Here is a 24,598-nt window from a genome sequence, read left to right on the forward strand (position 1 = left end):
CGCTTGAGGGCCAGAGGCACGTGCGCTGTACGTCTCGTATGACGGCGCTATATACGCCGTTTTCAGGGAATGAAAAGAGATAATTCACGCGGACCGATTCTTTTTTCGCGCCTGCGGCATCCACCCGGTTTTCATCAAGCGGTTGGGGGCGGCGGAAACAAAAAACGCGACCGGATGTGGTCGCGCGAAACGATTGGATCAACGAGAAAACGGCCGCGCGGGGACGGATGCCGCCCCCGCGCGAAACCGCCTCAATTATGGCTCGCCACCCACTTTTCCAGCCAGTGGATGTCGTAATTGCCGTCACAGAATTCGGCATCCCCCACCAGACGGACATGCAACGGCAAGGTGGTCTTGACCCCGTCGATGACATATTCGCCCAAGGCGCGGCGCAGCCGCATCAGGGCTTCGTTCCGGTTCTTTCCCGACACGATCAGCTTGGCGATCATGCTGTCGTAATGGGGCGGAATACGGTACCCGGCGTAAAGCGCCGAATCGACACGAACGCCCAGACCGCCAGGAGCATGGTAGCCGACCACGCGCCCCGGCGACGGGGTGAAGGTCACCGCATCCTCGGCGTTGACGCGGCATTCGATGGCATGCCCCTGGAACACCACGTCCTGCTGTTCGTAGCCCAGGGTCTCGCCAGCGGCGATACGGATCTGCTCGCGCACCAGATCGATGCCGGTGACGGCCTCGGTGACCGGATGCTCGACCTGAAGGCGGGTGTTCATTTCGATGAAATAGAACTTCCCGTCCTCGTACAGATATTCGATGGTGCCGGCGTTGCGATAGCCCAGCTTGGCGATGGCCGTGCGGGTGGTCTCGCCGATGGCGATACGCTGTTCCGGGGAAAGAGCCGGCGACGGCGCCTCTTCCAGAACCTTCTGGTGGCGACGCTGAAGCGAGCAGTCGCGCTCGCCCAGATGCACCACGTTGCCGTAATTGTCGGCCAGGACCTGCATCTCGATGTGCCGGGGCTTGCCGAGATACTTTTCCATATAGACGTCGGGATTGCCGAACGCCGCCTTGGCCTCGTTGCGGGCCAGACGGAACGCCTCGCGCAGTTCATCGGCGTTGCGGGCCACCTTCATGCCCTTGCCGCCGCCACCGGCGGTGGCCTTGATCAACACTGGATAACCGATGCTCTCGGCGCATTCGAGCGCGTCCTGATCGGTGTCCAGCGCCCCTTCGGACCCCGGAACACACGGGATGCCGGCCGACTTCACCGCCTGCTTGGCGGTGATCTTGTCGCCCATCATGCGGATGTGGTCCGGGCTGGGGCCGATGAAGGTGAAGCCGTGTTCTTCGACCATGGCGGCGAAGTCGGCGTTTTCCGACAGGAAGCCGTAACCGGGATGGATGGCGTCCGCCCCGGTGATGGTCGCCGCCGACAGGATCGCCGCCTTGTTGAGGTACGAGTCCTTGCCGGACGGCGGACCGATGCACACCGCCTCGTCGGCAAGACGCACGTGCATGGCGTCGTTGTCGGCTGTGGAGTGCACGGCCACCGTGCGGATGCCCATCTCACGGCAGGCGCGATGGATACGCAGAGCGATTTCGCCGCGATTGGCGATCAGGACCTTCTCGAACATGCGAGTCCCTATTCGATAATGACCAGGGGCTCGCCGAATTCGACCGGCTGGCCGTCGCTGACCAGGAGACGGGTAACCTTGCCGCCGCGCGGGGCGCGGATCGGGTTGAAGGTCTTCATCGCCTCGATCAGCATCAGGGTCTGGCCCTCGGAAACCGAGGCGCCGACGTCGATGAACTTGGCCGCGCCGGGCTCGGGCGCCAGATAGGCGACACCGACCATGGGCGACGTCACCGCGCCGGGATGGCTGGCGTCGTCGGGGACGGCTGCCGCCGGCTGGGCGACAGGCGCGGCGGCAACGGCGGGCGCCGCCGGGATGGCGTGGTGGACGGCCATGGGCAGGCCCTGGCGAGCAACGCGGATACGAACCGAACCGGTATCGTATTCGATCTCGGTAAGGTTGGTTTCGTCGAGCAGGTGCGCGAGTTCGCGCACCGTTTCGGAATCGATGGATTTGGTGGCCATGTGCCTCTTCAACTTCCCCTGATCAGGCGCGCCAGCGCGTCAATCGCCAGAATGTAGCCGTGGCTTCCGAAGCCGCAGATCATCCCCTTGGCCGCCTTGGACACGAAGGAATGGTGGCGGAAATCTTCCCGCTGGTGGATGTTGGACAAATGCACCTCGACACACGGAACCTCGGCGGACAAAAGCGCGTCGAGGATGGCGATCGAAGTGTGGGTATAGGCCCCGGCATTGATGACGATGCCGGCCGCCCGTTCCCGTGCCCCCTGGATCCAATCCACCAGGTCGCCCTCGTGGTTGGATTGGCGAAACTCCACGTCCAGTCCGGCCAGACCCGCGTGGCGGATGCATGCCGCCTCGATGTCGGCCAGCGTTTCACGGCCATAAACCTCGGGCTGGCGCTTGCCGAGCATGTTGAGGTTGGGGCCGTTGACGATCAGGATGATGGGGTTCGCCATGGGGCATTCTTATACGGCGGCGCTAGGTCCGGCGCAACGGGAACCTGAGAGCTACGAAATATTGTTTCCCACACATTGATCGCATGGCGGCATCCCTGCGGGGTAGCCCCCGTGGCCCGGCCGTGGCACACTTGCCGCCGCGTCATTTGGGCTGCGACTTCATTCGGGGAGATGATCATGCGCAAGGTGGCAATCATTGGCGGCGGTGCCGCCGCCGTGGTGTTGGCGTTGGTGGTGGGAATCGCCGTCTTCGTCTTTTCGTCGCTCGACAGCTTGGTGAAAACCGCCATCGAGAAAGTGGGAAGCGAGGTCGCCGGCGTTCCGGTCACCGTATCCGAGGTCAAGATTTCGCTCAGCGACGGCAAGGCTTCGATCAAGGGTCTGGCTGTCGGCAATCCCAAGGGCTTCACCACCCCCAAGGCCATGAGCTTCGGCGAAATCGCCGTCGCCATCGACACCGGCTCGGTCACCGGCAATCCAGTGGTCATCAAGGACATCACGGTCGCCTCGCCCGAGATAACCGTGGAACTGGGTGAAAAAGGCAGCAATCTCGACGTCATCCAAGCCAACATCGCCGGCAAGGGCGGGAAATCCGGCGGAGAGGCTTCTTCTTCGTCCTCCTCTTCCGGTGGCGAGGAAAAGAAGCTGGTCATCGACCGGCTGGCGCTCACCAACGGCACGGTTCGCCTTGCCACCGCCCTGCCCGACGTGCAAAGCAGCGCCAAGATGGGCGACATCGTGCTGACCGGCATCGGCCGCAAGTCGGGTGGCGCCTCCGCCTCCGAAGTGGCCGAACAATTGCTGGACGCGGTCGCCAAGAGCGCCGTCAAGAGCGCCAAGAACCTGGGCGTCGGCAATCTGGTCGATGGCGTCGCCAAGAAGGCCGGGGGCGTGGTGCCCAGCGGCACGAGCGATGCGCTGAAGGGCATGTTCGGCAAGTAAGCCGAGGATCAAAGGATGCGGCGTTGCAATGCCGCATCCTGCGCCCCATACTCCCGACCCAGATATGTCCTTGGGCTGGTTTTTCGAGGATTTCATGAAGGTCAGGATCAACGGCGAGGAGCGCGTTTTCGACGCGCCCATGAGCGTCGAGGCGCTGTTGCGTCAATTGGGCATCGACCCCCGCAAGGTGGCGGTCGAGCGCAATCTGGAGATCGTTCCCAAATCCACCTACGACGCGGTGACGGTCGGCGACGGCGACCGTCTCGAGGTGGTGCACTTCATTGGTGGCGGTTCAGGAGAGCATTTCATGGAAGATGATTTCTTCGAGGTCGCCGGGCGCAAGTTCCATTCGCGCCTGTTGGTCGGCACCGGCAAGTACAAAGATTTCGAGGAGACCGCGCGAGCCATCGAGGCATCGGGCGCCGAAATCGTCACCGTCGCGGTACGCCGCGTCAATCTGACCGATCCCAGCCAGCCCATGCTGGTGGATTACGTCAGCCCCAAGAAATACACCTTCCTGCCCAACACCGCCGGCTGCTACACCGCCGACGACGCGGTGCGCACCCTGCGCCTCGCGCGCGAGGCCGGCGGCTGGGATCTGGTCAAGCTTGAGGTCCTGGGCGATCAGAAGACCCTTTATCCCAACATGCCCGAGACGCTGAAGGCCGCCGAGGCGCTGATCCAGGACGGCTTCAAGGTCATGGTTTATTGCTCGGACGATCCGATCCAGGCCAAGACCCTGGAACAGATGGGATGCGTGGCCATCATGCCGTTGGGCTCGCTGATCGGTTCGGGCCTGGGCATCGTCAACCCCATCAACGTCCGCCTGATCAAGGAAAGCGTCGCCGTTCCGGTGTTGGTCGATGCCGGCGTCGGCACCGCGTCCGACGCCGCGGTGGCCATGGAACTGGGATGCGACGGCGTCTTGATGAACACCGCCATCGCCCAGGCCAAGGACCCGATCAAGATGGCCCGCGCCATGAAGCTGGCCATCGAGGCCGGCCGCCTGGCCTATCAGGCCGGGCGCATGCCGCGGAAGCTGTACGCCGACCCCAGCTCGCCCCTGGCCGGCCTGATCTGACCCACCCGGTCCCCCGCCCGCGGCAAACGCCACGGGCGGGATTTCAGGGATTGGTCAGCAAGTTGACGTCGTGCAATCCGTGGCGTTGGATGGACGCCATCACCGTCATGGTCCGGCCGTAGCGAACCGCGTCATGGACACGGAGATAGAGGGCCGGCGGCTCGCCTTGAGCGGCCAGTTGCGCAAGGCGCAGGTCCAAACCGTCCGCATTGTCCAACCTTTCGCCGTTCCAAAACAAAGTGCCGTCGGCGTCCAGCGTCAGCCGCACCGGCGGTTGTTTCGGCGGCACCGCCGCGCTGTCCGACGGCAACGCGGTGGACAGGCTGTGCAATGGAACGGGAATGGTGACGATCAGCATGACCAGCAACACCAGCAACACGTCGATCAGCGGCGTGGTGTTGATGTCGGGAGAAGCCCCCCCGTCGTCGTCCCGGAAATAACCTTCCATCGGGCGTCACTCCGGTCGCAGCACGAACCCCAGCCGGGTCAACCCGGCTTGGCGGCATGCATCCATGATTTTGGCCACGGCGGCGAACGGCAAGTCGGCATCGCCGCGCAATTGGATCGCCGGATGGGCCGCGGCCACCAGACGAAGCCGGTCTTGCAATTCCTCGAACCCGGACAACGGCGTATCGTCCCAAAAGAGCCGCCCGTCGCCATCCAGGCTGAGGATCACGGTCCCGGCATCCCCCAGCAACGGCGCGGCCTGTTCCCGTGGCAGGTTGACCGGCACGCCGACGCTGATCACCGGCACGGTGATCAGGAAGATGATCAACAGGACCAACATCACGTCCACCAGCGGTGTGGTGTTGATGTCCACCATCACCGCCTCGTCATCGTCGCCGTCGTCGGGCGGAACAGACACGGCCATGATCAGGCTGTCCGCGACGCCAGAACCGGCGCGACGGCCGGGCGTTGCCCCGGTTCGGCCCGTTCGCTCACCCGCCCGGCCAGCAACAGGACATGGGCCCCGGCGGTGAAGTCGCGCAGACTGTCCCCGGCAATTTTGTTGCGCCGATTGAGCCAGTTGTAGGCCAGCACGGCGGGGACCGCCACCGCCAACCCCAAGGCGGTCATCACCAGCGCCTCGCCCACCGGACCGGCCACCTTGTCGATGGCCGCCTGCCCCGAACGGCCGATGGCTGTCAATGCATGGTGGATGCCCCACACCGTGCCGAACAGGCCGACGAAGGGCGCGGTGGAGGCGATGGTCGCCAAAGCCGCCAGCCCCCCTTGCAATCGCCCCAAGGATCGGGCCAACGCCCGGTTCAGACCCAACGACAACATTGCATTGCGGTCCAGTTCGATGGTGGCGCCGTCATGGCGGCGCAACGCCTCCAGACCGCTTTGGGCAATGGCGAAAAACAGCCCGTCCTCGGGCAGCGCCTCCAACGACAGACAATTGCCCAGGGCCGCCATGGCTTGTCGGGACTGTCGCAGCAGGCGGACCTGTTCCACCAGCTTGACCACCAGCACGGTCCACGAGGTCACCGACATAAGCAGCAACAGCGCCAGGGTGGCGCGGGCGACCACGTCCCCTTGGGCCCACAATTCGGGCAGACTGGTCGAGAATTCCTGCGAGATCATGGCATCACTCCAGTTTCCAGACATAACGCAACCGTACCCAGGCCTGCCGGGGACGGCCGTCCGCCGTACCGGGCGAAAAGCGACAGCGCGACAGGGCGGACAAAGCCGCCTGATCCAGGCTTTCCGAACCGCTTGACGCTTCCAGGCGCCGGTCGGCGACCCCGCCGTCCTCGTCAATCAACAGCGCCAGCGTCACCACGCCGGTTTCATGCCGCCGCCTGGCGTCCGCCGGATAGGCCGGTATGCGGCAAGAGATGGCCGCCGGTTCACGCCGTATCGGCCGGGACGCGACACTGGGCACGGCGGCGGGCGCGATTGTGGGTGCGGCGGCGACCGCAGGCGCGGCACTTGCTTCGGCGGAGGGCAAAACAGATGCCGGAGATGGCGAAGGTGACGGCATCGCGGCGGAGCGCGGCCGGGATCGCGGCTTTGGGGGGCGTATTGTCGGCTTGGGCGGCGGCTCGACGACAGGCGCCGGGGCTGGGGAGGCTGGCTCGGGCTCAGCGATCAGCCGCGCTTCCAGAACGGGCAAGGTGACCTTTGGTGGCACCGTGTCGCGACCGGGGGCCAGCGCCGCCACGGCCGCCGCATGCAGACCACAAATTCCGGCCAACACCGCCCAGCGCCAACGTCTCATGCTCCACCGCCCCGCGCCCGGTGCCAGGGCGCGGCCACGCCGCCGGGGCGGCGCAAGGGATGGCGCAAGGCGCGCCGGATCTCGCCCCCCAGATTGACCATGCCGTCATAGCCGGACAGGGCGACGCGGCGGCCGTGGGTAACATCGACCCACGGGATTCCGGTGCGAAAGGCCAGGTGACGCAAGCCATCCGACCCCAGAACCACGTCAACGCCCCCACCGGCCAGTTCGGCCTCGACCTGGGAGTCGGCGCCGCCGCCCCGAACACACTCCTCGCCCAGCAAGCGGACGGCACGGCGGCAATCCTCGTCCGAGGCCTTGCGCAGCGTGCTGCCCGCCACCTCCATTCCCAGTTCCCGCAAGGCGCCGGCCAACGCCCAGGTCTTGATGCCGCCGGCCAGCAACAGGGCACGGCGCCCCCGCAGATCGGCGAGCAAAGGCCGCAGCCGCGTCCGGGTGCTGGCCTCAAGGGCGGCGACCAAGGAATCGGCACGGGCCGGCAAATCGGTGGGACCACCCCGGTCGGCCAGCAGGTGGCAAAGCGCACGCAAGGTGGCCGCGATATTGCCCATGCCATAGAAACTGCCCTGTACGAAGGGGACGCCATGGCGTTCCCATAACCCTTCGGCCAATCCGCCCATGGCCTGTGAGCACAAGGTGACGGCGGCTCGCGCCCGATGGGCGGTGGCGATGGCGCCGATCCGGCCATCGCCGGGGATCGAGGCCAGCACCCGGATACCCAGGGCCCGCAACAGTCCCGTGGCCTGCCACACCTCGCCGGCGACGTTGTATTCACCGATCAGCACGACGTCGGTGGTGGTGGTGTGTTCCGGTTCGCGGGTGCCGATCACCTGATCCAACAGAACCCGACCCGCGGCATCCGCGCCGGTGTCGCGACCGCCGGCAAAGCCGGGAACGTCCACCGCCACCACCGGGCGGTGGAATTGCCGGCTGAGACGGCGGCACAGGCCGTGGACGTCGTCGCCGACCATGGCCGGGACACAGGTCTGGTACACGAACACCCCAGCCGGATCGCGGGCGGCGACGACCGCCGCCACCGCCGCTTGCAGCCGGGCCTCGCCGCCGCCGATGACATCCATCTCGCGCAGATCGGTCGCCATGGCGTGGCGATGGTGGTCGGGGCCGGACCCTGGGGTCGGCCGCACCTCCCAGGCCAAGCCCTGACAGGTCACCGGACCATGCACCAGATGCACGGCGTCGGCGATGGGCTGCAACGCCATCTTGGCGCCGCGAAAGGCGCATCCGCCCGAAGCCATCTTACGACACTTGCCACTCGTCACCGTTCCCCCCCTTCCCGTCAGTTGTTCATGGGGTTGCGGCGGCTGCCGTCGGGCGAACGGCCCTGCAACAACTGGCTCACGTCGCCATCGGACAGGGTCACGCGGTAGAAACGGGCGTAATAGGCCTTCACCTCGGCGGCCAGGTCGAAATCGCGGAACAGGTCGGGATAGAGCAGCTTGGCCATGAACTGCATCAGCAGAACGTTTTCCGGGCCGCCATCCCAATAAAACACCCCTTCCGGGGTGGAATGGACGCGCCCCGAGCGTACCGCCGCGACGTCTTTCCAGCGCGGATCGTCCAGCACCAGTTCCAGCGGATACTGGCGCCCCACCAGGATGACCTCGGGATCCCAGCCCAGCATGTCCTCCATGGACACGCCGCCCTTGTCGGCCAGGGACGCCCGCCCCACCACCATGTCGGCCCCGGCCAGCAATCCGGCGCCATAGGTGTAGCTGCCACGCCCCTGGGTGCTCAGCGCCTGGGGACCGCGCACGTAATAAAGCCGGGTGCGCCGCGCGGGCGGCACCTTGGCGACCCGTCCGGCGACGAAACGCACCCGCTCGTCGAAATAGGCGCACCATTCCTCGGCCCGCCGTTCGGCCTCGCCGCCCAGCGCCTTGCCGAACAGCCGCACCATGGCCTTGGCCTCGTCGGCGAATCCCTGGCCGTCGGGGCGGGCATGGCTCAGCGGCTGCGACAACAGGGCGGGAACCCCCAGTTCCGCCAGCTTGGCCCGCGTCCGTTCGGGCGCATACCGGAAAAAGGCCAATTGGGCGCCACGGGCCAACACTTCTTCCATGTTGACCTCGGCTCCGACACGCGGAATGGCGGCGGCGGCCGGGTTGGTGGCGACCAGCCAGGGGGCGGCGTTGTCGGTCATCAGCACCACCCGGTCGGCGGCCCCCAACATCAGCATCTTGGGATAGCACAGCACCTCCAGACAGGCGACGCGGTCGGCGTGGTCGGGCACCGACACCACCCGGCCGGCCATGTCCTCGATCTCGCGTCCCCAGGCCGGAGCGGCAAGCACCGTCAAAAGGATCAGCAGACGGCGCATGACGTCCCCCCCTCCTCCCGCCCCAGCGGCAGGCACAGGCGGCGGCGTTCGTCCACCGCCACCAGACGGGTGGCGACCCCATAGGTCAGCCGCAGGTAATCCTCGGTCACCATGGCGGCCGGCGTTCCGACCCGCAACCGCCCGGAGCGCTCCAGACAGGCGACGCGGTCGGCGTAGCACAGGGCGTGATTGGGATCGTGGGTGGTCAGCACCACCGCCATGCCCTTGTCGGCGGCCAGGGCGCGGATGCGTTCCAGCACCAGGATCTGGTTGCCGAAATCCAGGTTGGACGTCGGCTCGTCCATCACCAGCACCGCCGGCTGCTGGGCCAGGGCACGGGCAATCAGCGTCAACTGGCGCTCGCCGCCGCTGATCTCGGTATAGGCCCGTCCGGCCAAGGTGCCGACCCCCATGTCGTCCAGGGCGGCCCGCGCCAAGTCGACGTCGCGGCGCGATGGTTGGGCGAAAGGACCAAGGTGGGCGGCCCGTCCCATGGTCACCACGTCCAGCACCGAGAAAGGAAACGGCGGAGAATGGGCCTGGGGGACATATCCCATCTCGGTCGCCAGCCGCGTGGCCGGCCAGCGCGCCACGTCATGGCCGCGAACCTTGACGACCCCCGCCAACGGCGGTTGCAGCCGCAGCATGGTTTTGAACAGCGTGGTCTTGCCGATGCCGTTGGGACCAAGCAGACACAGAACCTCGCCACCACGGACGATCAGGTTGACGTGACGCAGCACCGCCCGGCCGCCATAGCCGCAGGTGACGCCGTCCAATTCCACGAGCGGGGGGATCATGACCGTGTCCATCCCTTGGCTCCGTTGCGCAACAGGATCAGGAAGACCGGAGCGCCGACCAGCGAGGTCAGGATGCCCAGCGGCACCTCGCCCGCTGTCAGGACCCGAGCCAGATCGTCCACCACCAACAGGAAAGCGGCACCCAAAACCGTGCTGGTCGGCAGCAGAACCCGGTAATCCGGCCCCACCAACAGCCGGACCAGATGGGGGACGATCAACCCGACCAACCCGATGATGCCGGCCAACGCCACCGCCGAGGCGGTCATCAGGGTCGCGGCGACGATGACGATTGCCCGCAGCCGGATGACGTCCACGCCCAGGGCGCGGGCCTCCTCGTCGCCGAAGGTCAAGAGGTTGAGACGCCAGCGCAGCCCCAGCAACGGCAACAGGCCGGCGGCCATGGGCAAGGCGGCAACACCGAGATCGCGCAGCGACACCGAGGCCAGACTGCCCATCAGCCAGAAGGTGATGGCCGGCAAGGTGTTGTGCGGATCGGCCACGTATTTGGTGAAGGCGATGCCGGCTGAAGCCACGGTGCCGACGATGATGCCGGCCAGGACCAGGGTCAGGACGCCGCCGCTGCGGTCGCCGGCACCGATCCCATAGGTCGCCGCCACCGCCACCAGACCGCCGCCGAAGGCGCAGAACTGGACACCGCCGCCGCCCATGCCCGACAGGATGCCCAAGGCGGCACCGAATCCGGCCCCGGCCGCCACCCCCAACAGGTCGGGGGAAACCATGGGATTGCGGAACACCCCCTGGAAGGCGGCACCCGAAGCCGACAGCGCCGCCCCCACCGCCATTGCCGCCAGGATGCGCGGCAGACGGATGGCCCACACCACCGTTTCCGCCTGCGACGGCCAGAACGGCGTCAGCGGCACCAGCTTGGCCGCCAGGATGGCGACCACCGTATGCGGAGCCACCGGATAGCGGCCGACCAGGAACGAGGCCAGGAAGACGGCCGCCAGAACGGCCGCCACCCCCAGCGGGCGCATCAGCACCCGCCCCCGAACGGCCACAAGCGGCGAAGCGGCGGCCATGGCCCTTACCACTCGGTCCGCACCGACAGGGAAAACACCCGTGGCGCCCCCAGCACCAGACCGTCGGAACTGCGGTAATAGGCCCAGTAGGCGGTGTCGAACACGTTGCTGACATTCAGGTTGACGGTGACGGGGTGGCCGTAGAGTTCGGGGGTGTAACGCAAGCCGGCATCGAAGATGGTGGCGCCGTCCATGTACTGGGTGTTCAGGCTGTCCACCGGACGTTCGCCGTAATAATTCATGCCGCCGGTCACGCTCAGGTCGGGAACGAACGGCAAGGCGTATTCCACCCACAACCGGGCCATCTCTTCCGGCACGTTGATCGGGGTCTTGCCTTTGGTGGCCGGGGCCGCCTGGGCCTTTTCGATGTGGGCATCCATCACCGTGAAGCCGCCGCCCAGGGTCAACCGGTCGGTCAACTTGCCGATGGCGGTGACTTCAAGCCCCTGATGAATTTCGCGCCCGTCCTGTTTGTACATGTGGTCCGACGGGTCGATCCCGGCGTTGACCTTGTCGATATGGAACAAGGCGCCGGTCAGGTCCATTTCGCCGATGCGGGCTTTGACGCCGGTTTCGTATTGCTTGCTGATGGAAGGCGGCAAAACCTGGTTGGCGTTGACAGCGGTGGCGTCCGAGGTGCTGTCGCCTTGCTGCAAGGCCTCCACGTAGGAAGCATAGAGGGAAGCCTCGGGAACCGGCTTGAACACCACGCCGACACTGGGAGTGTTGGCCTCGGCCTTGTAGTTCGAGGTGCTGATGGTGGTGCCGCGGCCCCAGGCATGCTGATCGTAACGGGCATGGGTGATGCCCAGCAGCAGCTTCCATTGCTCGTTCAGGGTCAGGGTGTCGCCCAACAGATAATTATTGTTGTAGGTTTGCTGAAAATTGTTGTTCGGGGCGAAGGTATAGGCGGTGGCGGACAGGGAATAGCTGGGCTGGCTTGAGAACGAGGCGTTGCCGAGAGTCTGGGTGTTCTTGTTGGCCCGCTTGTAGTACATGTCGGTGCCGGTATAGCCGAAGGTCACTTCGTGGCCGATGCCGAACGTGCCGAACTTGGCGTCCATCAAGGCATAGGCCGAGTGGTATTGCTCGCTCTGCGTCGGCTCGATGTTGGCGACTTCGCTGTAATTGCCCGAATTGTCCAGCAAGACCGCGTTCACATAGGTGTCGCGGCGCCACATGGTGGCGTAACGATAGCCGGTGCGCAGGGTGAACGTGTCGTTCAACTTGCTGTCCAGGCCGGTCCCCACCACCGTCTTTTCCGATTGGTTGTAGGTCCAGGGCTGAGTGTACTGGGTGGACGGGTCAAGATCCTTGGCGTCGGGCACGCGAATGCCGGTGCCCGACCAGTTGCCGCCGTTGGGACGGAAATAGGTGCTCAGGCCCTGCACCTTGTAGTCCTGGTGCCACATGTCGGCACGAACCACGGTGTCGGGGGCCAATTGATAGGTCAACACGCCCGACACCAGGGCGCGGTCCTGTTCGCCGCCGTCGATGAAAGTGCTGCCGTTTTCACGGTAGGCGTTGAAACGATAGCCCAGCCGGTTTCCAGTGCTCGCCACCTTGCCGCCCAGGTCGGCGTGGACATAGCCGATGCCGCCGCCATAGACACCCGCCGTGGCGCTGGTCAGGGTCTTTTCTGTCGGCATCTTGCTGACATAGTTGATGGTGCCGCCCGGTGCCGAGAAGCCGTAGAGGAAGCCGTTGAAACCGTTCAGCACCTCGATGCGGTCGACGATTTCCATAGGCGGGAAGGTGAAACTGCGATCCACCAGACCGTCACGCAACTCGCCGCCATCGGCCGCGGTGAAGCCGCGGATCATCATGCGGGTCAGCGAGTTGATACCGTTGGAATTAAGCAGCGAGGCCACGGTCGGATTGGGTTTCAGCGCTTCTTCCAGGGTGTGGGCTTCGCGGTTGCGCATCATCTCACCCGAGGTGACGTGCAGCGAATAGGGCGTGTCCTGAAGCGAGGTCTTGCCCAGCGGCCCCAAATTGCCGGCGTCGTAGCGATAGCCGTTTTCAACGCTGCCTTCGGGCGTTTCCTGCTGATCGGTGACCACCACTTCGGCGGTCGCTTCGGTTTCGGAGGAAGCCGTCTGCGCGGCGGCCGGAGAGAAGGCGGACAACACCAGGGACATGGCGGTGCCGGCGGTCAGGGCAAAGGATCGGGAAACGGATTGGGGGCGCATGCCGGGCTCCATCGCGCCACGCCAAGGCGTGGTCGGTAACGATTGAAGAACCGGCTCAGGCCGTGCTCCGCCCGGTTTTCGCCAAAGGCGCCAGGCCAGGGAGATAGGATTTTTTACTCAGGAAAAAATCCTGCCCATATCGTTTGCCATATTTTCCGCACACGTCAAGCATTAATAAGAACCGTTAGCAATAAATACCATTTCGTTGAAAGTTCATTTTTGTAAAATTCCCGCACATCACAACCATAACCCCATATACAAGAGAATAAGTCACACAAAAGAACCATGTTTTTCATCGATTCTGACTGACAAACCGCTTGCGGATGAACGCACTGGCACCGTTCAGGAGAGTGACCATGGCCAACAACACCAGCACCAGGGCGGCGGCCTCGCGATATTCGAACAGGTGAAAGGCGGTGACGATCTCCAACCCCAATCCCCCCGCTCCGACCACCCCCAGCGTGGTGGCGGCGCGCACGTTGTGTTCCCATCGATAGATGGTGGCATCCATCAGACGCGGCAGTACCTGCGGCCAGACGCCAAAGCGGAACACCCCCAAGGGCGACACGCCATGGGCACGCAGGGCGTTGCCGGGAGCCCGGTCCACATGTTCGAAGATTTCCGAATAGAACTTGCCCAATACGCCGGTGGAATGGGCGGCCAGGGCGAAGATGCCGGGCAACGGGCCAAAGCCGACGGCGGCAACGAACAGCACCCCCCAGATCAGGCCGGGGATCGACCGCATGGCATTGAGCAACAGGCGTACCGGCTCGCCCGCCCAATTGGGCGCCACGTTCCGTGCCGCCACCCCCGCCAGCGGCAGGGCGATCAGACCGCCCAGCACGGTTCCGGCAATGCTCATGGCCAGGGTTTCCACCAGCGGCTTGCCCCATTTGGTCCACCGGCTGAAATCAGGCGGCGTGGCGTCGCCGGCCAAGGTCAGGATGGTGGTCAGCGCCCCGCGATAACGGGCCGGGTCGAACACCCCGGCATAGGCGAACGCCAACATGATGACCCCCACCCCCATGGCCGAACCCAGGGCGTTGTGTCGCAACGACCGCCGCCCGGCGGCCAGAACCATGCCCACGCGGTCGGTCATGACCTCATTCCTCCTGCAAATCCAGGCTGACGCCGATGCGGTTGCCGTCCTTGTCGCGCAACAGACGACGCAGCCACAGCGGCGGAGTGTCGCGCATCATGTGCTGGACGTTGGCGATGACCTCGTCGATGGAGCGGGATTTCTCGGACTTGACCGGAAACACCTTGATGGCGTGAACCCGCACCGCCGCCAGATCGGACAGCCCCATGGTGAACAGCACCGAACAATCGGCCAAGGACGCCACCCGTTCGGTCATGGGGTCGAAACCGGTGCCGTCGTCGTCTTCCATGTCGTCCATGACACAGCCCTTCCCGCCGCCCGGCCCCTTCTTGGCCTTGCCCGAGCGCGAGAAGTGCACCACGTCGACGAATTCCGAAGCGTCGCGCGACACGTCGTAGAACACCATCTGCCGGGCGGCGACGAAATTGGCGTCGAGCGCGACCAGGCTGTTGGTGGTGATGGCGATACGCAAATGGGTGTCGTTCATCGCGAGTCCCCTCAGGTCATGGGCAGGCCGGGCACGTTGACCTCGCGCCCGAAACGCTGGCGAAACTCGGCCGGCAGGGTCAGGCCGTCGTCCAGACGGGCCCGCCAACGCGGCAACTCGTCCAGCGGCAGGGCAAAGTCGCGCAACGCCTCGACCGGTACGATGTAGAGAGCGCGGTCATAGACCACGTAGAAATCGATGGGCGTGCGCGCCGGGTCGCGATGCAGGGCGCCGACCTCGAAGGCGATGCGGCCGTCCGCGATCTGAATCTTGGGATTGTCGCAATCGAAACGGAAATGCCGGTTGAAGAAGAACGCCGGCTTGTACTGGTAAAGGATACGGTCCTCGTCGGCGAAACGCTTCACCTCGGCCACGATGTCGGCCAGGTATTGCAGCATCATCGCGTCCACATAAGCGTCGGGATAAGGCTGGCCGGCGGATTCCAGATAATAGGCCGCCGCCGCCTCCAACAGCCCCAGGCCGGCCGGCGTGATTTCCAAGGACAGCGCCACAAGGTCGATGGCGCCGTTGACACGGACGATGCCGTCGTCGAATTCGATATGGCCGTGACGGTGCACCGCCACCGCGCGCACCACGCGCAGCATGCGGAACAATTCGCCGGCCACCTTTTCGGACGGGGTCTTGCGCGGCAGGCTCTGGTATTTCTGCCAGCCGCTCTTGTTCTGGGCTTCGGGACACCGGCTCTCAAGCGCCATGTCCAACAGCGACGACGCCCACAACGCCCGCGCCACCAATCCCACCGCCGGGGAACGAGGTGCCGGATCGGCGAAGCTCAGGGCCTTCTTCTTGGTGTAAAGCTCGACCTGCCGGTATTCGGTACGGCGCGGCCGGTCGCCGGCCAGGGCGTACAGCCCGGCCGCAAGGTCATCGAACAGATCCATGGATCGAACCCTTTCGCAAGCGGATCGGGGGCCGGCCGCCGCCGGCCCCCAGGAACGGCGCCTACCAGGTGTTCAAGAGCCACTCGCGGTCCTTGTTGTACTCCATGTGGGTGAACAAGGTGTTGGCGATGGCCTCGCCCAGTTCCATGGCGCCCGCGTAGCCCATGGTCGGCTTACGGTAAAGGCCGGCCCGATCGAAGGTGGGGAAGCCGACGCGGACCATGGGCACGTTGTTGTAGATGCCCACATAGCGGCCCTTGGAATGCCCCATGATCAGGTCGATCTTGTAGGCCGGGTCCTTGACCCGCTTTTCCAGTTCCCACAGGTCGGCGTTGCACACCACTTCCATGTCCCAGGTGCACTTGGCCTTGAGGTCCAGGATGCGGGGATCCTTCTTGTACTTGCTGTTGTCGTCGCCAAGCAAAAGCAGCACCGGCTCCAACTCCACCTCAAGACAGAACTGAGCCAGACCGATCACCAGATCGGGATGGCCGAACAGCGCCACCTTCTTGTTGGCGAAGAACATGTGCGCCAGGTCCTGCAACGCATCGATGGCGACGCCGCGTTCCTTGACCAGGCTTTCCGGGATCGACTTGCCGGTGATCCGGCTGATGGCCTGAAGCATGGCGTCGGTGTTGCCGATGCCGTAAGGGGTGCCGACAATGGTCGCCGGAACCTCGAATTCCTGTTGCAGGTAATTGGCGGTGGTCGCCCCCTCGTAACGGGCCAGGGCCACCGAGGCCGAAGCGCCGGACGCCGCCTGGATGTCCTCGACCGTGGTGTTGCCGTAGGTGCTGATGGACTTGTCCGGCATCATCGGGCTGTCGAAGCTTTCGGTGTCCATGAACACCGTGGCGTCGATTCCCATTTCGCCCATATAGCGCTTGAGCAAGGCCACGTCGCCGGGATTGACCCAACCGGGGAACAGATTGAGCTTGCCGGTCGGCGCCACCTTGGCGGTGGTGATGGTCTTGAAGATGGATTGCATGCACTCGGAATAGCCGCCCACCTGGCTCGACTTGAAGCTGGGGGTGTGAACCGGGACCACATGGATCTTACGGCCCGGAAACTCTTCCTTCAGCATCCGGTTGCAGGCGGAGATGTTGCCTTCGACGTCGTCGCCGATGACCTCGGTCGAGCAGGTGGTGATCACCGGGATCACCCGCAGCTCGGGATAGCGCCGGGCCAGCGTCATGACGCCGTCCTGGATGCGCTGGTGACCGCCGAACACCGCCGAATCCTCGTGCAGCGAGGTCGAGGCGATGTCGAAGTTCTCCTTGAAATGCTGGGCGAACAACAGGCGCACGAACATGGTGCAGCCCTGGCCGCCGTGGACCAGCGGAATGCAGTCCTTGACACCGATGCCCGCATACTGGGCGCCGGCCGGCTGGCAGTCGTACATCGGGTTGATGACGCCTGCCCGCTCCTTGTTGGAGATTTCGCAACCCATGGCGTGTCTTCCTAATAAAGGGTGTGGTGCAGTTCGCCGTTCTTGGAGTTGGTGATGGTGATGTCCACCAGCCGCTCCTTGAGGCCATGCATGAGATCGCGGATTTGCGCGGCGCCGGCTTCCTCGATCCACGGGAACCGTTGCTTGAAGTCGGCGACCATGATCTTGGCGTCGGCGTAGAACAGCCGGTCCTGGGGCGTTTCCTTGGCCGGCGGTTCACCGGTCAGGATGTCGGTCGCGGTCTTCAGGATGCCGTCGATGTTTTCCTGGCGGTCCCACGAGCGCGAGAAGAACTGCCACAGGCAACGCTCCTGCACATAGCCGTACAATTCGTCGAGTTTTTCGCTGTTCATTCCGCGGCCTCCTTGACCGGGGTGGCGGTCTCGCCGCGAATGTCGGTGGCGGCCAGCTTCAAGAGCGGGTTGTGCACCGCGTTGTACATGTCGCGGGCCAGGTTCACGAAGCCCTCGAAGCCCATGTAGGGGCCGTTGTGGTAACCGTGGCCGTTGATGTAGGGGATGTGCAGCTTCTTCACCAATTCGCCGACGCGCGGGCCGGTGAAGATGACATCCGGCCTGACCAGATCGATGATCTCGAAGAATTCGAGCTCGTTGCCGTCGTCGATGTAGTAGGTGCCGGCCTGACCACGGGCGATGACCTTCTCGAAATCTTCCTGGTGGCCGAACTTCGAGGCCATGGCCACCACCTGGACGCCCAGGTCGTCCTCGACCGACTTTGTCCAGTGCCACAGACGCGGGCCGCCGGTCCAGATGGCCATCTTGACGCCCTGAAGCCGCTCCTTGTACCAGTCGAGCTGCGGCTTCCACTTGGCGTATTCCTCGGCGATCAGGGCTTCGCCCTTCTCTTCGATGCCGAAGAAGGCGCAGATCTTGCGGATGCCTTCGGCCATGTAGTTGAAGCCCCACGAGTCGATGTCGAGACGCGGGATGCCGTATTGTTTCTTCAACTCGTTGGCGATGTAGCCGGACGAGCGGGCACAGTTGACGACGTTCAACTGGGCCTTATGCATACGGCGCAAGTCGTCGTAGGTGCCGTTGCCGGTGAAGTGGGCAATCACCTGGATGCCCAGCTTGTCCCAGTATTTCTGCAACAGCTGGGTGTCGCCACCGATGTTGAAGTCGCCGATGAAGTTCATGGTGTAGGGGCTGGTGATCTCGGCGTCGAGTTGACCGACCTTTTCGTTGATCCAGCCGATGTTCAGGACGTGGTGGCCCTTGGACTGGGACACGCCGGCGAAGCCGGGGCATTCCACGGTGAAGATGTCCACGTCGGGACGCGCCTCCATCACCCGCTTCGCCACCGCCTTGATGTCGTCGCCGATCAGCGCGGTCGGGCAGGTGGTGTAGATGATCATGCGCTTGATGTCGGGCATCTCGTCGAAGGCTTCGTGGCACGACTTCTCCAGGCGCTTTTCGCCGCCGAAGACGATGTGGCTTTCCTTCATGTCCGTCGACCACACGTACTTCATGTTGAAGTGGCCGTTGTCGGTGGGATAGCGCTTGGTGTGCCAGGTGTCGTAAGCACAGCCGATGGGGCCGTGGATCATCTGGATGGTGTCCTTGAGGACACCGCCGATCACCAGCTTGGCACCACAGAACGAGCATCCGCGCTCGGACAGCGTGCCGGGAATGGTGGCGGCGTTGGAGATGGGCAGGAAGTCGCGGGTGTCTTCACCGTCGACCTTCAAATAGATATGCCTTTCGCGCTCAGGAATATCCTTGTCGCACTCCAGCAGTACCATAGGCATGGCGGTTTCTCCTTAAGCCTTGTTGCTGATATTCATCGCAAACCGGCCATTTGCTTTACGCGGAAGCTGATGGCGACATAAAAGCACGAAGCGTGCCAAAGCCATCCAGCCCCACCCAACGGCGCGTCACGCCTAGGAAAACCGCCCTTTTCAGGAAGTCCCGCCCCCCACGGCGGCGACGGCATTCGATAGTTCGTACCGGTACGTTCCACCGCCCGAGAGTTCGACGGCGTGCGTCAAAGGTGGAAAACCCCAATTCATCCGCCACTTTCGCCCTGGCACGCCGGTTGCCTTAAGAAAAGTACGGGCCGGTACGCCCGCGAACGGCAAGGAGCGAAAATGTACGACGACACCCACCCTTCCCCACTGCTGATCGCCGTGGCCGGCACCCTTGGCGGCCGCATCGACAAGCATTTCGGTCAAGCCGAGGAATTCCATATCTATCGCCAGGGCGTGGATGGGCCGGAATTGGTGGAAACCCGTTCGGTCACCGCCCACGAACAGCCCGGCGACGAAGACCGCCGCGACACCATCTGCCGCATGCTGGCCGATTGCCGCATGCTGCTGGTGGCCAAGATCGGCCCGGTCCCGCAAGAACGCCTTGCCGGCATCGGCATCGAGGCCACCGACCTGCATGCCGGCAAGAACGTAGACGACACGGTCGCCGAGCTTTTCGCCGCCAAGGCGGCGGTGGCAACCACCGACGCCACGGTGGATTCCACGGATTTCCGCCTTCTGCACGCCATGTTGCGGGTCAGCGACATGGAACGTTCGCTCGACTTCTATACAAGGCTGCTCGGCATGACGGTGCTGGAACAGCGCGAGCACAAGAAGAACCAGTTCACCCAGGTCTATCTGGGCTATGGCGCCGGCTGGGAGGGAATGTGCCTGGAACTGGTGTTCAACTGGAGCAACGAGGAAACGTACGTTTTGGGAAACGCGTTCGGCCATGTGGCCATTTCCGTACCCTCCGTCACCCGGCTTTGCGACCGGCTGGCGGCGGCCGGCGTGCCCATGCCGCGGCCGCCGCGCAGCCAACGCCACGGCGACAACATCGTCGCCTTCGTCGAAGACCCCGACGGCCACCGCATCGAGCTGGTGCAGTTTCCATCCTGATTTCTTGGCACGGCGCTTGCTGTTTACAGGGGACTCTTCCTATTTCACGAAGGAACCTTTCATGCCTCGTCAGATCGCTTTCTACGGCAAGGGCGGCATCGGCAAGTCCACCACCTCGCAGAACACGCTGGCCGCTCTGGTCGAAATGGGTCAGAAGATCCTGATCGTCGGCTGCGACCCCAAGGCTGACTCGACCCGCCTGATCCTCAACACCAAGCTCCAGGACACCGTGCTGCACCTGGCCGCCAAGGCCGGTTCGGTCGAGGATCTGGAACTCGAAGACGTGATGAAGATCGGCTACAAGGGCATCAAGTGCACCGAGGCCGGCGGTCCCGAGCCGGGCGTCGGCTGCGCCGGCCGCGGCGTCATCACCGCCATCAACTTCCTGGAAGAGAACGGCGCCTATGACGACGTGGACTACGTGTCCTACGACGTGCTGGGCGACGTGGTGTGCGGCGGCTTCGCCATGCCCATCCGCGAGAACAAGGCCCAGGAAATCTACATCGTCATGTCCGGCGAGATGATGGCGCTGTTCGCCGCCAACAACATCGCCAAGGGCATCCTGAAGTACGCCGGCACCGGCGGCGTCCGTCTGGGCGGCCTGATCTGCAACGAGCGTCAGACCGACCGCGAGTTGGACCTAGCCGAGAGCCTGGCCAAAAAGCTGAACACCCAGATGATCCATTTCGTGCCGCGCGACAACGTCGTCCAGCACGCCGAACTGCGGCGCCAGACCGTGATCCAGTACAAGCCGGATTGCCAACAGGCCGCCGAGTACCGTCAGTTGGCCACCAAGATCCATGCCAACGGCGGCAAGGGCACCATCCCGACCCCGATCACCATGGAGGAGTTGGAAGACATGCTGCTCGAGTTCGGCATCATGAAGTCCGACGAGCAGGCCCTGGCCGAGTTGGAAGCCAAGGAAAAGTCGCTCTGCTCGGCTTGATCCCTCTCCGGCCCCTCCCCCCTGCGGGAGGGGCCTGCCTTTTCGGGAGACCCGCCATGTCCGTGGAATCCGCCGTCGCCTACATCAAGCGCATGCGCTCCGACGACACCTTCCGTCAGACCATGAACGACCTGAGCGAGGACGAGGACGCCAGTTGGAACCACATCCGCGCCAGCGGCTTTGAATTCACCATGCAGGAATTCAAGAAGGCCCAGGACGAAATGTACAAGGAACACGGCGTCACGCCGATGTAGGAAAAGCGAGGGGGTGTTCCCCCCTCGCCCCTATTTCTTGCGGAAAGCCTTGTAATCCAGGCCGTATCGCTCCATGCGCAGACCGAGGATACGGCGGGTCAATCCCAGATCCTTGGCCGCCTCGGTCACGTTGCCCACATGGGTCTTCAGCGCCTCGACGATCATCTCGTATTCCACCGCCGCCAGCTTGGCCTCGATTCCACAGCCGAAACTGGTGCCGCTTTCCACCGAGGTCTGTAGCGAAGGGGGCAGGTTGTAGCCGTGGATGACACCGTCTTCCGACAAGATCACCGAACGCTCGATGACGTTTTCCAGCTCACGCACGTTGCCCGGCCAGTGATAGGCCATCAGCATGTTGAGCGCGGGGGTCGAGATGCGCTTGGCCTCGCGCCCGCTTTCCTCGGCGTATTGGGCGACGAAATAGTCAGCCAGCAAGATGACGTCGGAACCGCGTTCGCGCAGTGGCGGAATGGTGATGGGAAAGACGTTGAGGCGGTAATACAGATCCTCGCGGAACGTTCCTTGCTCGACCATTTGCGGAAGATCGCGGTTGGTGGCGGCGATGATGCGCAGATCCACCTTGACCGGACGGGCACCGCCCACTCGTTCGAAGGTCTTTTCCTGAAGCACCCGCAACAGCTTGGCCTGCATTGAGAGGCTAAGCTCTCCCACTTCGTCCAGGAAGATGGTGCCGCCGTCAGCCAACTCGAAACGGCCCTTGCGCATGGCGGCGGCGCCGGTGAACGAGCCCTTTTCGTGACCGAACAATTCCGACTCGACGATGCTTTCGGGCAAGGCTGCGCAATTGAACTTGATGAACGGACCGTCGGCGGTGGTGCTGTTGTAGTGGATGGCGTTGGCCACCAGTTCCTTGCCGACGCCGCTTTCGCCCAGCACCAGCACGGTGGCCTTGGTCACCGCCACCTTGTGGATCAATTCGTACACTTCCTGCATCGGTTTCGAATTACCGATGATGTTGCTGGGCTTGAAGCGTTGCTTGAGCGCGGCGCTCAGGCGCTGGTTCTCGGCCTCGAGCCGGACCTTGTCGATGTTTTCCAGAAGGTACAGTTCGACCGCCGGAGCGATCATCGAGGCAATGGTCGCCATCAGTTCCACGTCCTGCTTGAGCAGGCGGCGATTGGCATAGACCCGTTCGGCGCTGATGGTCCCCAGAACCTTGCGCCCATGCAGGATAGGCACACAGAAGAACGAGAAATTGAGGTCGGTTCCGTCGGTACGGGCCTGGGTGCGGTTGAGGAAACTGGGATTGTTGCGCAGTTCGGGCACGATGATGGCCTTGCCGGCCTCGACCACCTGGCCGGTGATGCCCTCACCCGGCGCATAGGTGCCGCGGGCCTTTTGTTCCTCGGTCAAACCGAAACTCTCGTGAATGAAGATGTTGCCGCCTTCGCGGTCATAAAGGCTGACGGCACCACGCACGATCCGCATGCGGCTTTGCATCACCTTAAGGATCAGCGCCAGGGAACTGGGCAGGTCCTCGCTTTCGGTGATGATCTGACTGATCTGGAACAGGATCGGCAGGACGTTGACGCGACACTCCCCGGTTTTGCAATCGGTGAAGTCATCGACGAAATCGTCCAGGTCGATGGCGTAAGTGTAGTCCATGTGCATCTCGTGTCCCCGAGGCCTGATGCCCGAAAACAGTTCGTACGCGGTGGAACATGCCACCATCCGTCATATACAGATAACACATAACGAAAGATAACAGTCAACATAAACGTCATTTTCCAACAGATACCATCAGCATTGTCGCATTCCATACATGTTGTTGTCGCATTCACGACGCGGAATGCCGCATAAACACCACCAGTCTCAAAGCGCACCTTTAACGCAGGATTCTTCTACCAACCAAAGAACATACAAAAACGTACATTCCTGATCATGCGAGCACACATCCGTACAGCCTTCTGCTACCGACATTCTTGGAAATCGAGACATCGCACGGACCTGCCGACGATGGCACGTCGTTTGCTGGTCTTCTCTCCGACTTTTGGCGCAACCGGGAGAGCGGCATGAACGCGGACGACATCCAGGCCCTGTTGAACGAACCGGCCTGCGCCCACAACGACAAGACCAAATCGGGGTGCGCCCGCCCCAAGCCGGGGGCGACGCAGGGCGGCTGTTGCTTCGACGGCGCCCGCAACGCGCTCCTGCCCATCGCCGACGTCGCCCATGTGGTGCACGGCCCCATCGGCTGCGCCGGATCGTCGTGGGACAACCGCGGCACCCGGTCCTCCGGCGCCAGCCTGTACCGCGTCGGCATGACCACCGACCTGAGCGAATTGGACGTGATCATGGGCCAGGGCGAAAAACGCCTCTATCGCTCGATCCGACAGGCGGTGGAAAGTCATGCTCCGGCGGCGGTGTTCGTCTACACCACCTGTGTCCCGGCCTTGCACGGCGACGACGTCGAGGCGGTGTGCAAGACCGCCGCCCAACGCCTGGGCGTACCGGTGGTGCCGGTGGACGCCGCCGGCTTCTATGGCAACAAGAACCTGGGCAACCGCATCGCCGGCGACGTCGTCTACCGACACGTCATCGGCAGCCGTGAACCCGCCCCCTATCCCCATGCGGCACGCCGTCCCGGCATCACCCCCCACGACATCAACCTGATCGGCGAATGGAACGTCGGCGGCGAATATTGGAACGTGGCGCCGCTGTTGGACGAACTGGGCCTGCGGGTGCTGTGCACGTTCTCGGGCGATGCACGTTTCGCCGAGGTGCAGACCATGCACCGGGCCGAGGCCAACATGGTGGTGTGCTCCAAGGCCATGCTGCATGTGGCGCGCAAGCTGAACGAGGATTGGGGCACACCCTTCTTCGAGGGAAGCTTCTATGGCCTGCGCGACACCAGCCAGGCGCTACGCGACATCGCCCGGCTGTTGGGCGACCCGGACCTGACCGAACGCACCGAAGCGCTGATCGCGCGCGAAGAGGCCCGCGTCGAGGCGGAACTGGCGCCGTTGCGACAACGGCTGACGGGCAAGCGGGTGCTGATCTTCACCGGCGGCTACAAATCGTGGTCCATCGTTTCCGCCATGCAGGACCTTGGGCTGGTGGTGGTGGCCACCGGCACCGAGAAATCGACCGAGGAAGACAAGGCCCGCATCAAGGACCTGATGGGGCCCGACGCCCGCATGATCGCCGACAACGACCAGCACGCCCTGATCGCCACCTTTCACGAAACCGGCGCCCACATCCTGGTGGCCGGCGACCGCTACATCTATCCGACGCTGAAATCGCGGCTGCCATTCCTCGACATCGACCATGTCCGTTCCATCGGCTACGCCGGCTATGACGGGATGATCGAACTGGCACGCAACCTGTGCCGATCAGTGGAAAGTCCGGTCTGGGCCAAAGTGCGCGCCCCGGCCCGCTGGGCTGCCTGAGGGGGAGAGCAAGGGAC

Annotated in this window: 25 protein-coding genes; 6 read left to right on the forward strand and 19 right to left on the reverse strand. The window is 63.9% G+C overall.

Annotated elements, in window-relative coordinates; translation table 11 throughout:
• Positions 1 to 251 precede the first annotated feature (251 nt).
• Genes accC through aroQ form a run of 3 tightly spaced genes read right to left on the reverse strand, consistent with a single transcriptional unit; the run spans position 252 to position 2,514 of the window.
• Positions 252 to 1,595: an acetyl-CoA carboxylase biotin carboxylase subunit gene (accC, locus tag G4223_RS03890; RefSeq protein WP_163675272.1), complete on the reverse strand. Its 1,344-nt coding sequence runs from the start codon at positions 1,593 to 1,595 to the stop codon at positions 252 to 254.
• Between the two features lie 8 nt (positions 1,596 to 1,603).
• On the reverse strand, positions 1,604 to 2,059 hold the full coding sequence (gene accB / locus G4223_RS03895; RefSeq protein WP_163675275.1) for an acetyl-CoA carboxylase biotin carboxyl carrier protein: 456 nt from the start codon (positions 2,057 to 2,059) through the stop codon (positions 1,604 to 1,606).
• Positions 2,060 to 2,067: 8 nt separating this feature from the next.
• The gene (aroQ, locus tag G4223_RS03900) at positions 2,068 to 2,514 is read right to left on the reverse strand and encodes a type II 3-dehydroquinate dehydratase (RefSeq protein WP_163675278.1); all 447 of its coding nucleotides are present in this window, start codon (positions 2,512 to 2,514) and stop codon (positions 2,068 to 2,070) included.
• Positions 2,515 to 2,691: 177 nt separating this feature from the next.
• On the opposite strand from aroQ, the gene G4223_RS03905 reads away from it, so the two are divergent.
• Positions 2,692 to 3,456: a DUF748 domain-containing protein gene (locus G4223_RS03905; RefSeq protein ID WP_163675281.1), complete on the forward strand. Its 765-nt coding sequence runs from the start codon at positions 2,692 to 2,694 to the stop codon at positions 3,454 to 3,456.
• Positions 3,457 to 3,550: 94 nt separating this feature from the next.
• A complete protein-coding gene (thiS, locus tag G4223_RS03910) occupies positions 3,551 to 4,537 on the forward strand; it encodes a sulfur carrier protein ThiS (protein ID WP_163675284.1) in 987 nt (328 codons plus the stop codon).
• 43 nt (positions 4,538 to 4,580) lie between these two features.
• On the opposite strand, the gene G4223_RS03915 is transcribed toward thiS, so the two are convergent.
• From G4223_RS03915 to vnfD, 15 genes are all read right to left on the reverse strand, one after another.
• Positions 4,581 to 4,985: an ExbD/TolR family protein gene (locus tag G4223_RS03915; RefSeq protein ID WP_163675286.1), complete on the reverse strand. Its 405-nt coding sequence runs from the start codon at positions 4,983 to 4,985 to the stop codon at positions 4,581 to 4,583.
• Positions 4,986 to 4,991: 6 nt separating this feature from the next.
• On the reverse strand, positions 4,992 to 5,408 hold the full coding sequence (locus G4223_RS03920) for an ExbD/TolR family protein (RefSeq protein WP_163675289.1): 417 nt from the start codon (positions 5,406 to 5,408) through the stop codon (positions 4,992 to 4,994).
• Positions 5,409 to 5,410: 2 nt separating this feature from the next.
• A complete protein-coding gene (locus G4223_RS03925; protein WP_163675293.1) occupies positions 5,411 to 6,124 on the reverse strand; it encodes a MotA/TolQ/ExbB proton channel family protein in 714 nt (237 codons plus the stop codon).
• 4 nt (positions 6,125 to 6,128) lie between these two features.
• Entirely contained in the window at positions 6,129 to 6,761 is a 633-nt protein-coding gene (locus G4223_RS19870; protein ID WP_163675295.1) for an energy transducer TonB, read from the reverse strand.
• Complete coding sequence (locus G4223_RS03935; protein ID WP_163675298.1) at positions 6,758 to 8,062, reverse strand: nitrogenase component 1; 1,305 nt, start codon at positions 8,060 to 8,062, stop codon at positions 6,758 to 6,760. Before G4223_RS03935 ends, G4223_RS19870 begins: the two co-directional genes overlap by 4 nt.
• 17 nt (positions 8,063 to 8,079) lie before the next feature.
• Positions 8,080 to 9,120, reverse strand: coding sequence for an ABC transporter substrate-binding protein (locus G4223_RS03940; RefSeq protein WP_163675301.1), 1,041 nt, complete (start codon positions 9,118 to 9,120; stop codon positions 8,080 to 8,082).
• Positions 9,105 to 9,917: an ABC transporter ATP-binding protein gene (locus G4223_RS03945; protein ID WP_241003935.1), complete on the reverse strand. Its 813-nt coding sequence runs from the start codon at positions 9,915 to 9,917 to the stop codon at positions 9,105 to 9,107. The genes G4223_RS03940 and G4223_RS03945 overlap by 16 nt, the downstream gene beginning before the upstream one ends.
• Entirely contained in the window at positions 9,914 to 10,957 is a 1,044-nt protein-coding gene (locus G4223_RS03950) for a FecCD family ABC transporter permease (RefSeq protein ID WP_205762367.1), read from the reverse strand. The genes G4223_RS03945 and G4223_RS03950 overlap by 4 nt, the downstream gene beginning before the upstream one ends.
• Before the next feature lie 5 nt (positions 10,958 to 10,962).
• On the reverse strand, positions 10,963 to 13,149 hold the full coding sequence (locus tag G4223_RS03955) for a TonB-dependent siderophore receptor (RefSeq protein WP_163675306.1): 2,187 nt from the start codon (positions 13,147 to 13,149) through the stop codon (positions 10,963 to 10,965).
• A 292-nt stretch (positions 13,150 to 13,441) separates the two neighbouring features.
• Positions 13,442 to 14,248: a phosphonate ABC transporter, permease protein PhnE gene (phnE, locus tag G4223_RS03960; RefSeq protein ID WP_163675310.1), complete on the reverse strand. Its 807-nt coding sequence runs from the start codon at positions 14,246 to 14,248 to the stop codon at positions 13,442 to 13,444.
• 4 nt (positions 14,249 to 14,252) lie between these two features.
• A complete protein-coding gene (locus G4223_RS03965; protein ID WP_163675313.1) occupies positions 14,253 to 14,735 on the reverse strand; it encodes a NifB/NifX family molybdenum-iron cluster-binding protein in 483 nt (160 codons plus the stop codon).
• A gap of 11 nt (positions 14,736 to 14,746) precedes the next feature.
• Positions 14,747 to 15,637: a hypothetical protein gene (locus G4223_RS03970; protein ID WP_163675316.1), complete on the reverse strand. Its 891-nt coding sequence runs from the start codon at positions 15,635 to 15,637 to the stop codon at positions 14,747 to 14,749.
• A gap of 61 nt (positions 15,638 to 15,698) precedes the next feature.
• Positions 15,699 to 17,087, reverse strand: coding sequence for a V-containing nitrogenase subunit beta (gene vnfK / locus G4223_RS03975; protein WP_163675319.1), 1,389 nt, complete (start codon positions 17,085 to 17,087; stop codon positions 15,699 to 15,701).
• An 11-nt stretch (positions 17,088 to 17,098) separates the two neighbouring features.
• Positions 17,099 to 17,440: a V-containing nitrogenase subunit delta gene (gene vnfG / locus G4223_RS03980; RefSeq protein WP_163675322.1), complete on the reverse strand. Its 342-nt coding sequence runs from the start codon at positions 17,438 to 17,440 to the stop codon at positions 17,099 to 17,101.
• Positions 17,437 to 18,855, reverse strand: a complete 1,419-nt coding sequence (vnfD, locus tag G4223_RS03985; RefSeq protein ID WP_163675325.1) for a nitrogenase vanadium-iron protein, alpha chain — start codon at positions 18,853 to 18,855, stop codon at positions 17,437 to 17,439. Before vnfD ends, vnfG begins: the two co-directional genes overlap by 4 nt.
• Positions 18,856 to 19,194: 339 nt before the next feature.
• Between vnfD and G4223_RS03990 the strand changes: the two genes are divergently transcribed.
• The 3 genes from G4223_RS03990 (at position 19,195) to G4223_RS04000 (ending at position 21,171) form a co-directional block, all read left to right on the forward strand.
• Positions 19,195 to 19,971: a VOC family protein gene (locus tag G4223_RS03990; RefSeq protein ID WP_163675328.1), complete on the forward strand. Its 777-nt coding sequence runs from the start codon at positions 19,195 to 19,197 to the stop codon at positions 19,969 to 19,971.
• A 61-nt stretch (positions 19,972 to 20,032) separates the two neighbouring features.
• The gene (gene nifH / locus G4223_RS03995; protein ID WP_163675331.1) at positions 20,033 to 20,917 is read left to right on the forward strand and encodes a nitrogenase iron protein; all 885 of its coding nucleotides are present in this window, start codon (positions 20,033 to 20,035) and stop codon (positions 20,915 to 20,917) included.
• Between the two features lie 56 nt (positions 20,918 to 20,973).
• Complete coding sequence (locus tag G4223_RS04000; protein WP_163675334.1) at positions 20,974 to 21,171, forward strand: Nif11-like leader peptide family RiPP precursor; 198 nt, start codon at positions 20,974 to 20,976, stop codon at positions 21,169 to 21,171.
• 30 nt (positions 21,172 to 21,201) lie between these two features.
• On the opposite strand, the gene G4223_RS04005 is transcribed toward G4223_RS04000, so the two are convergent.
• The gene (locus tag G4223_RS04005) at positions 21,202 to 22,803 is read right to left on the reverse strand and encodes a sigma 54-interacting transcriptional regulator (protein WP_163675337.1); all 1,602 of its coding nucleotides are present in this window, start codon (positions 22,801 to 22,803) and stop codon (positions 21,202 to 21,204) included.
• A gap of 401 nt (positions 22,804 to 23,204) precedes the next feature.
• On the opposite strand from G4223_RS04005, the gene nifE reads away from it, so the two are divergent.
• Complete coding sequence (gene nifE / locus G4223_RS04010) at positions 23,205 to 24,581, forward strand: nitrogenase iron-molybdenum cofactor biosynthesis protein NifE (RefSeq protein ID WP_163675340.1); 1,377 nt, start codon at positions 23,205 to 23,207, stop codon at positions 24,579 to 24,581.
• The last annotated feature ends 17 nt before the right edge of the window (positions 24,582 to 24,598 follow it).

It is taken from the genome of Magnetospirillum aberrantis SpK (assembly GCF_011022235.1).
Lineage (GTDB): Bacteria > Pseudomonadota > Alphaproteobacteria > Rhodospirillales > Magnetospirillaceae > Magnetospirillum > Magnetospirillum aberrantis.

Excerpts from the sequence above, each read along its gene's own strand:
- accC (WP_163675272.1), bottom strand. The coding sequence starts at position 1,595 with ATGTTCGAGAAGGTCCTGATCGCCAATCGCGGCGAAATCGCTCTGCGT.
- accB (WP_163675275.1), bottom strand. The coding sequence starts at position 2,059 with ATGGCCACCAAATCCATCGATTCCGAAACGGTGCGCGAACTCGCGCAC.
- aroQ (WP_163675278.1), bottom strand. The coding sequence starts at position 2,514 with ATGGCGAACCCCATCATCCTGATCGTCAACGGCCCCAACCTCAACATG.
- G4223_RS03905 (WP_163675281.1), top strand. The coding sequence starts at position 2,692 with ATGCGCAAGGTGGCAATCATTGGCGGCGGTGCCGCCGCCGTGGTGTTG.
- thiS (WP_163675284.1), top strand. The coding sequence starts at position 3,551 with ATGAAGGTCAGGATCAACGGCGAGGAGCGCGTTTTCGACGCGCCCATG.
- G4223_RS03915 (WP_163675286.1), bottom strand. The coding sequence starts at position 4,985 with ATGGAAGGTTATTTCCGGGACGACGACGGGGGGGCTTCTCCCGACATC.
- G4223_RS03920 (WP_163675289.1), bottom strand. The coding sequence starts at position 5,408 with ATGGCCGTGTCTGTTCCGCCCGACGACGGCGACGATGACGAGGCGGTG.
- G4223_RS03925 (WP_163675293.1), bottom strand. The coding sequence starts at position 6,124 with ATGATCTCGCAGGAATTCTCGACCAGTCTGCCCGAATTGTGGGCCCAA.
- G4223_RS19870 (WP_163675295.1), bottom strand. The coding sequence starts at position 6,761 with ATGAGACGTTGGCGCTGGGCGGTGTTGGCCGGAATTTGTGGTCTGCAT.
- G4223_RS03940 (WP_163675301.1), bottom strand. The coding sequence starts at position 9,120 with ATGCGCCGTCTGCTGATCCTTTTGACGGTGCTTGCCGCTCCGGCCTGG.
- G4223_RS03945 (WP_241003935.1), bottom strand. The coding sequence starts at position 9,917 with ATGATCCCCCCGCTCGTGGAATTGGACGGCGTCACCTGCGGCTATGGC.
- G4223_RS03950 (WP_205762367.1), bottom strand. The coding sequence starts at position 10,957 with ATGGCCGCCGCTTCGCCGCTTGTGGCCGTTCGGGGGCGGGTGCTGATG.
- G4223_RS03955 (WP_163675306.1), bottom strand. The coding sequence starts at position 13,149 with ATGCGCCCCCAATCCGTTTCCCGATCCTTTGCCCTGACCGCCGGCACC.
- phnE (WP_163675310.1), bottom strand. The coding sequence starts at position 14,248 with ATGACCGACCGCGTGGGCATGGTTCTGGCCGCCGGGCGGCGGTCGTTG.
- G4223_RS03965 (WP_163675313.1), bottom strand. The coding sequence starts at position 14,735 with ATGAACGACACCCATTTGCGTATCGCCATCACCACCAACAGCCTGGTC.
- G4223_RS03970 (WP_163675316.1), bottom strand. The coding sequence starts at position 15,637 with ATGGATCTGTTCGATGACCTTGCGGCCGGGCTGTACGCCCTGGCCGGC.
- vnfK (WP_163675319.1), bottom strand. The coding sequence starts at position 17,087 with ATGGGTTGCGAAATCTCCAACAAGGAGCGGGCAGGCGTCATCAACCCG.
- vnfG (WP_163675322.1), bottom strand. The coding sequence starts at position 17,440 with ATGAACAGCGAAAAACTCGACGAATTGTACGGCTATGTGCAGGAGCGT.
- vnfD (WP_163675325.1), bottom strand. The coding sequence starts at position 18,855 with ATGCCTATGGTACTGCTGGAGTGCGACAAGGATATTCCTGAGCGCGAA.
- G4223_RS03990 (WP_163675328.1), top strand. The coding sequence starts at position 19,195 with ATGTACGACGACACCCACCCTTCCCCACTGCTGATCGCCGTGGCCGGC.
- nifH (WP_163675331.1), top strand. The coding sequence starts at position 20,033 with ATGCCTCGTCAGATCGCTTTCTACGGCAAGGGCGGCATCGGCAAGTCC.
- G4223_RS04000 (WP_163675334.1), top strand. The coding sequence starts at position 20,974 with ATGTCCGTGGAATCCGCCGTCGCCTACATCAAGCGCATGCGCTCCGAC.
- G4223_RS04005 (WP_163675337.1), bottom strand. The coding sequence starts at position 22,803 with ATGCACATGGACTACACTTACGCCATCGACCTGGACGATTTCGTCGAT.
- nifE (WP_163675340.1), top strand. The coding sequence starts at position 23,205 with ATGAACGCGGACGACATCCAGGCCCTGTTGAACGAACCGGCCTGCGCC.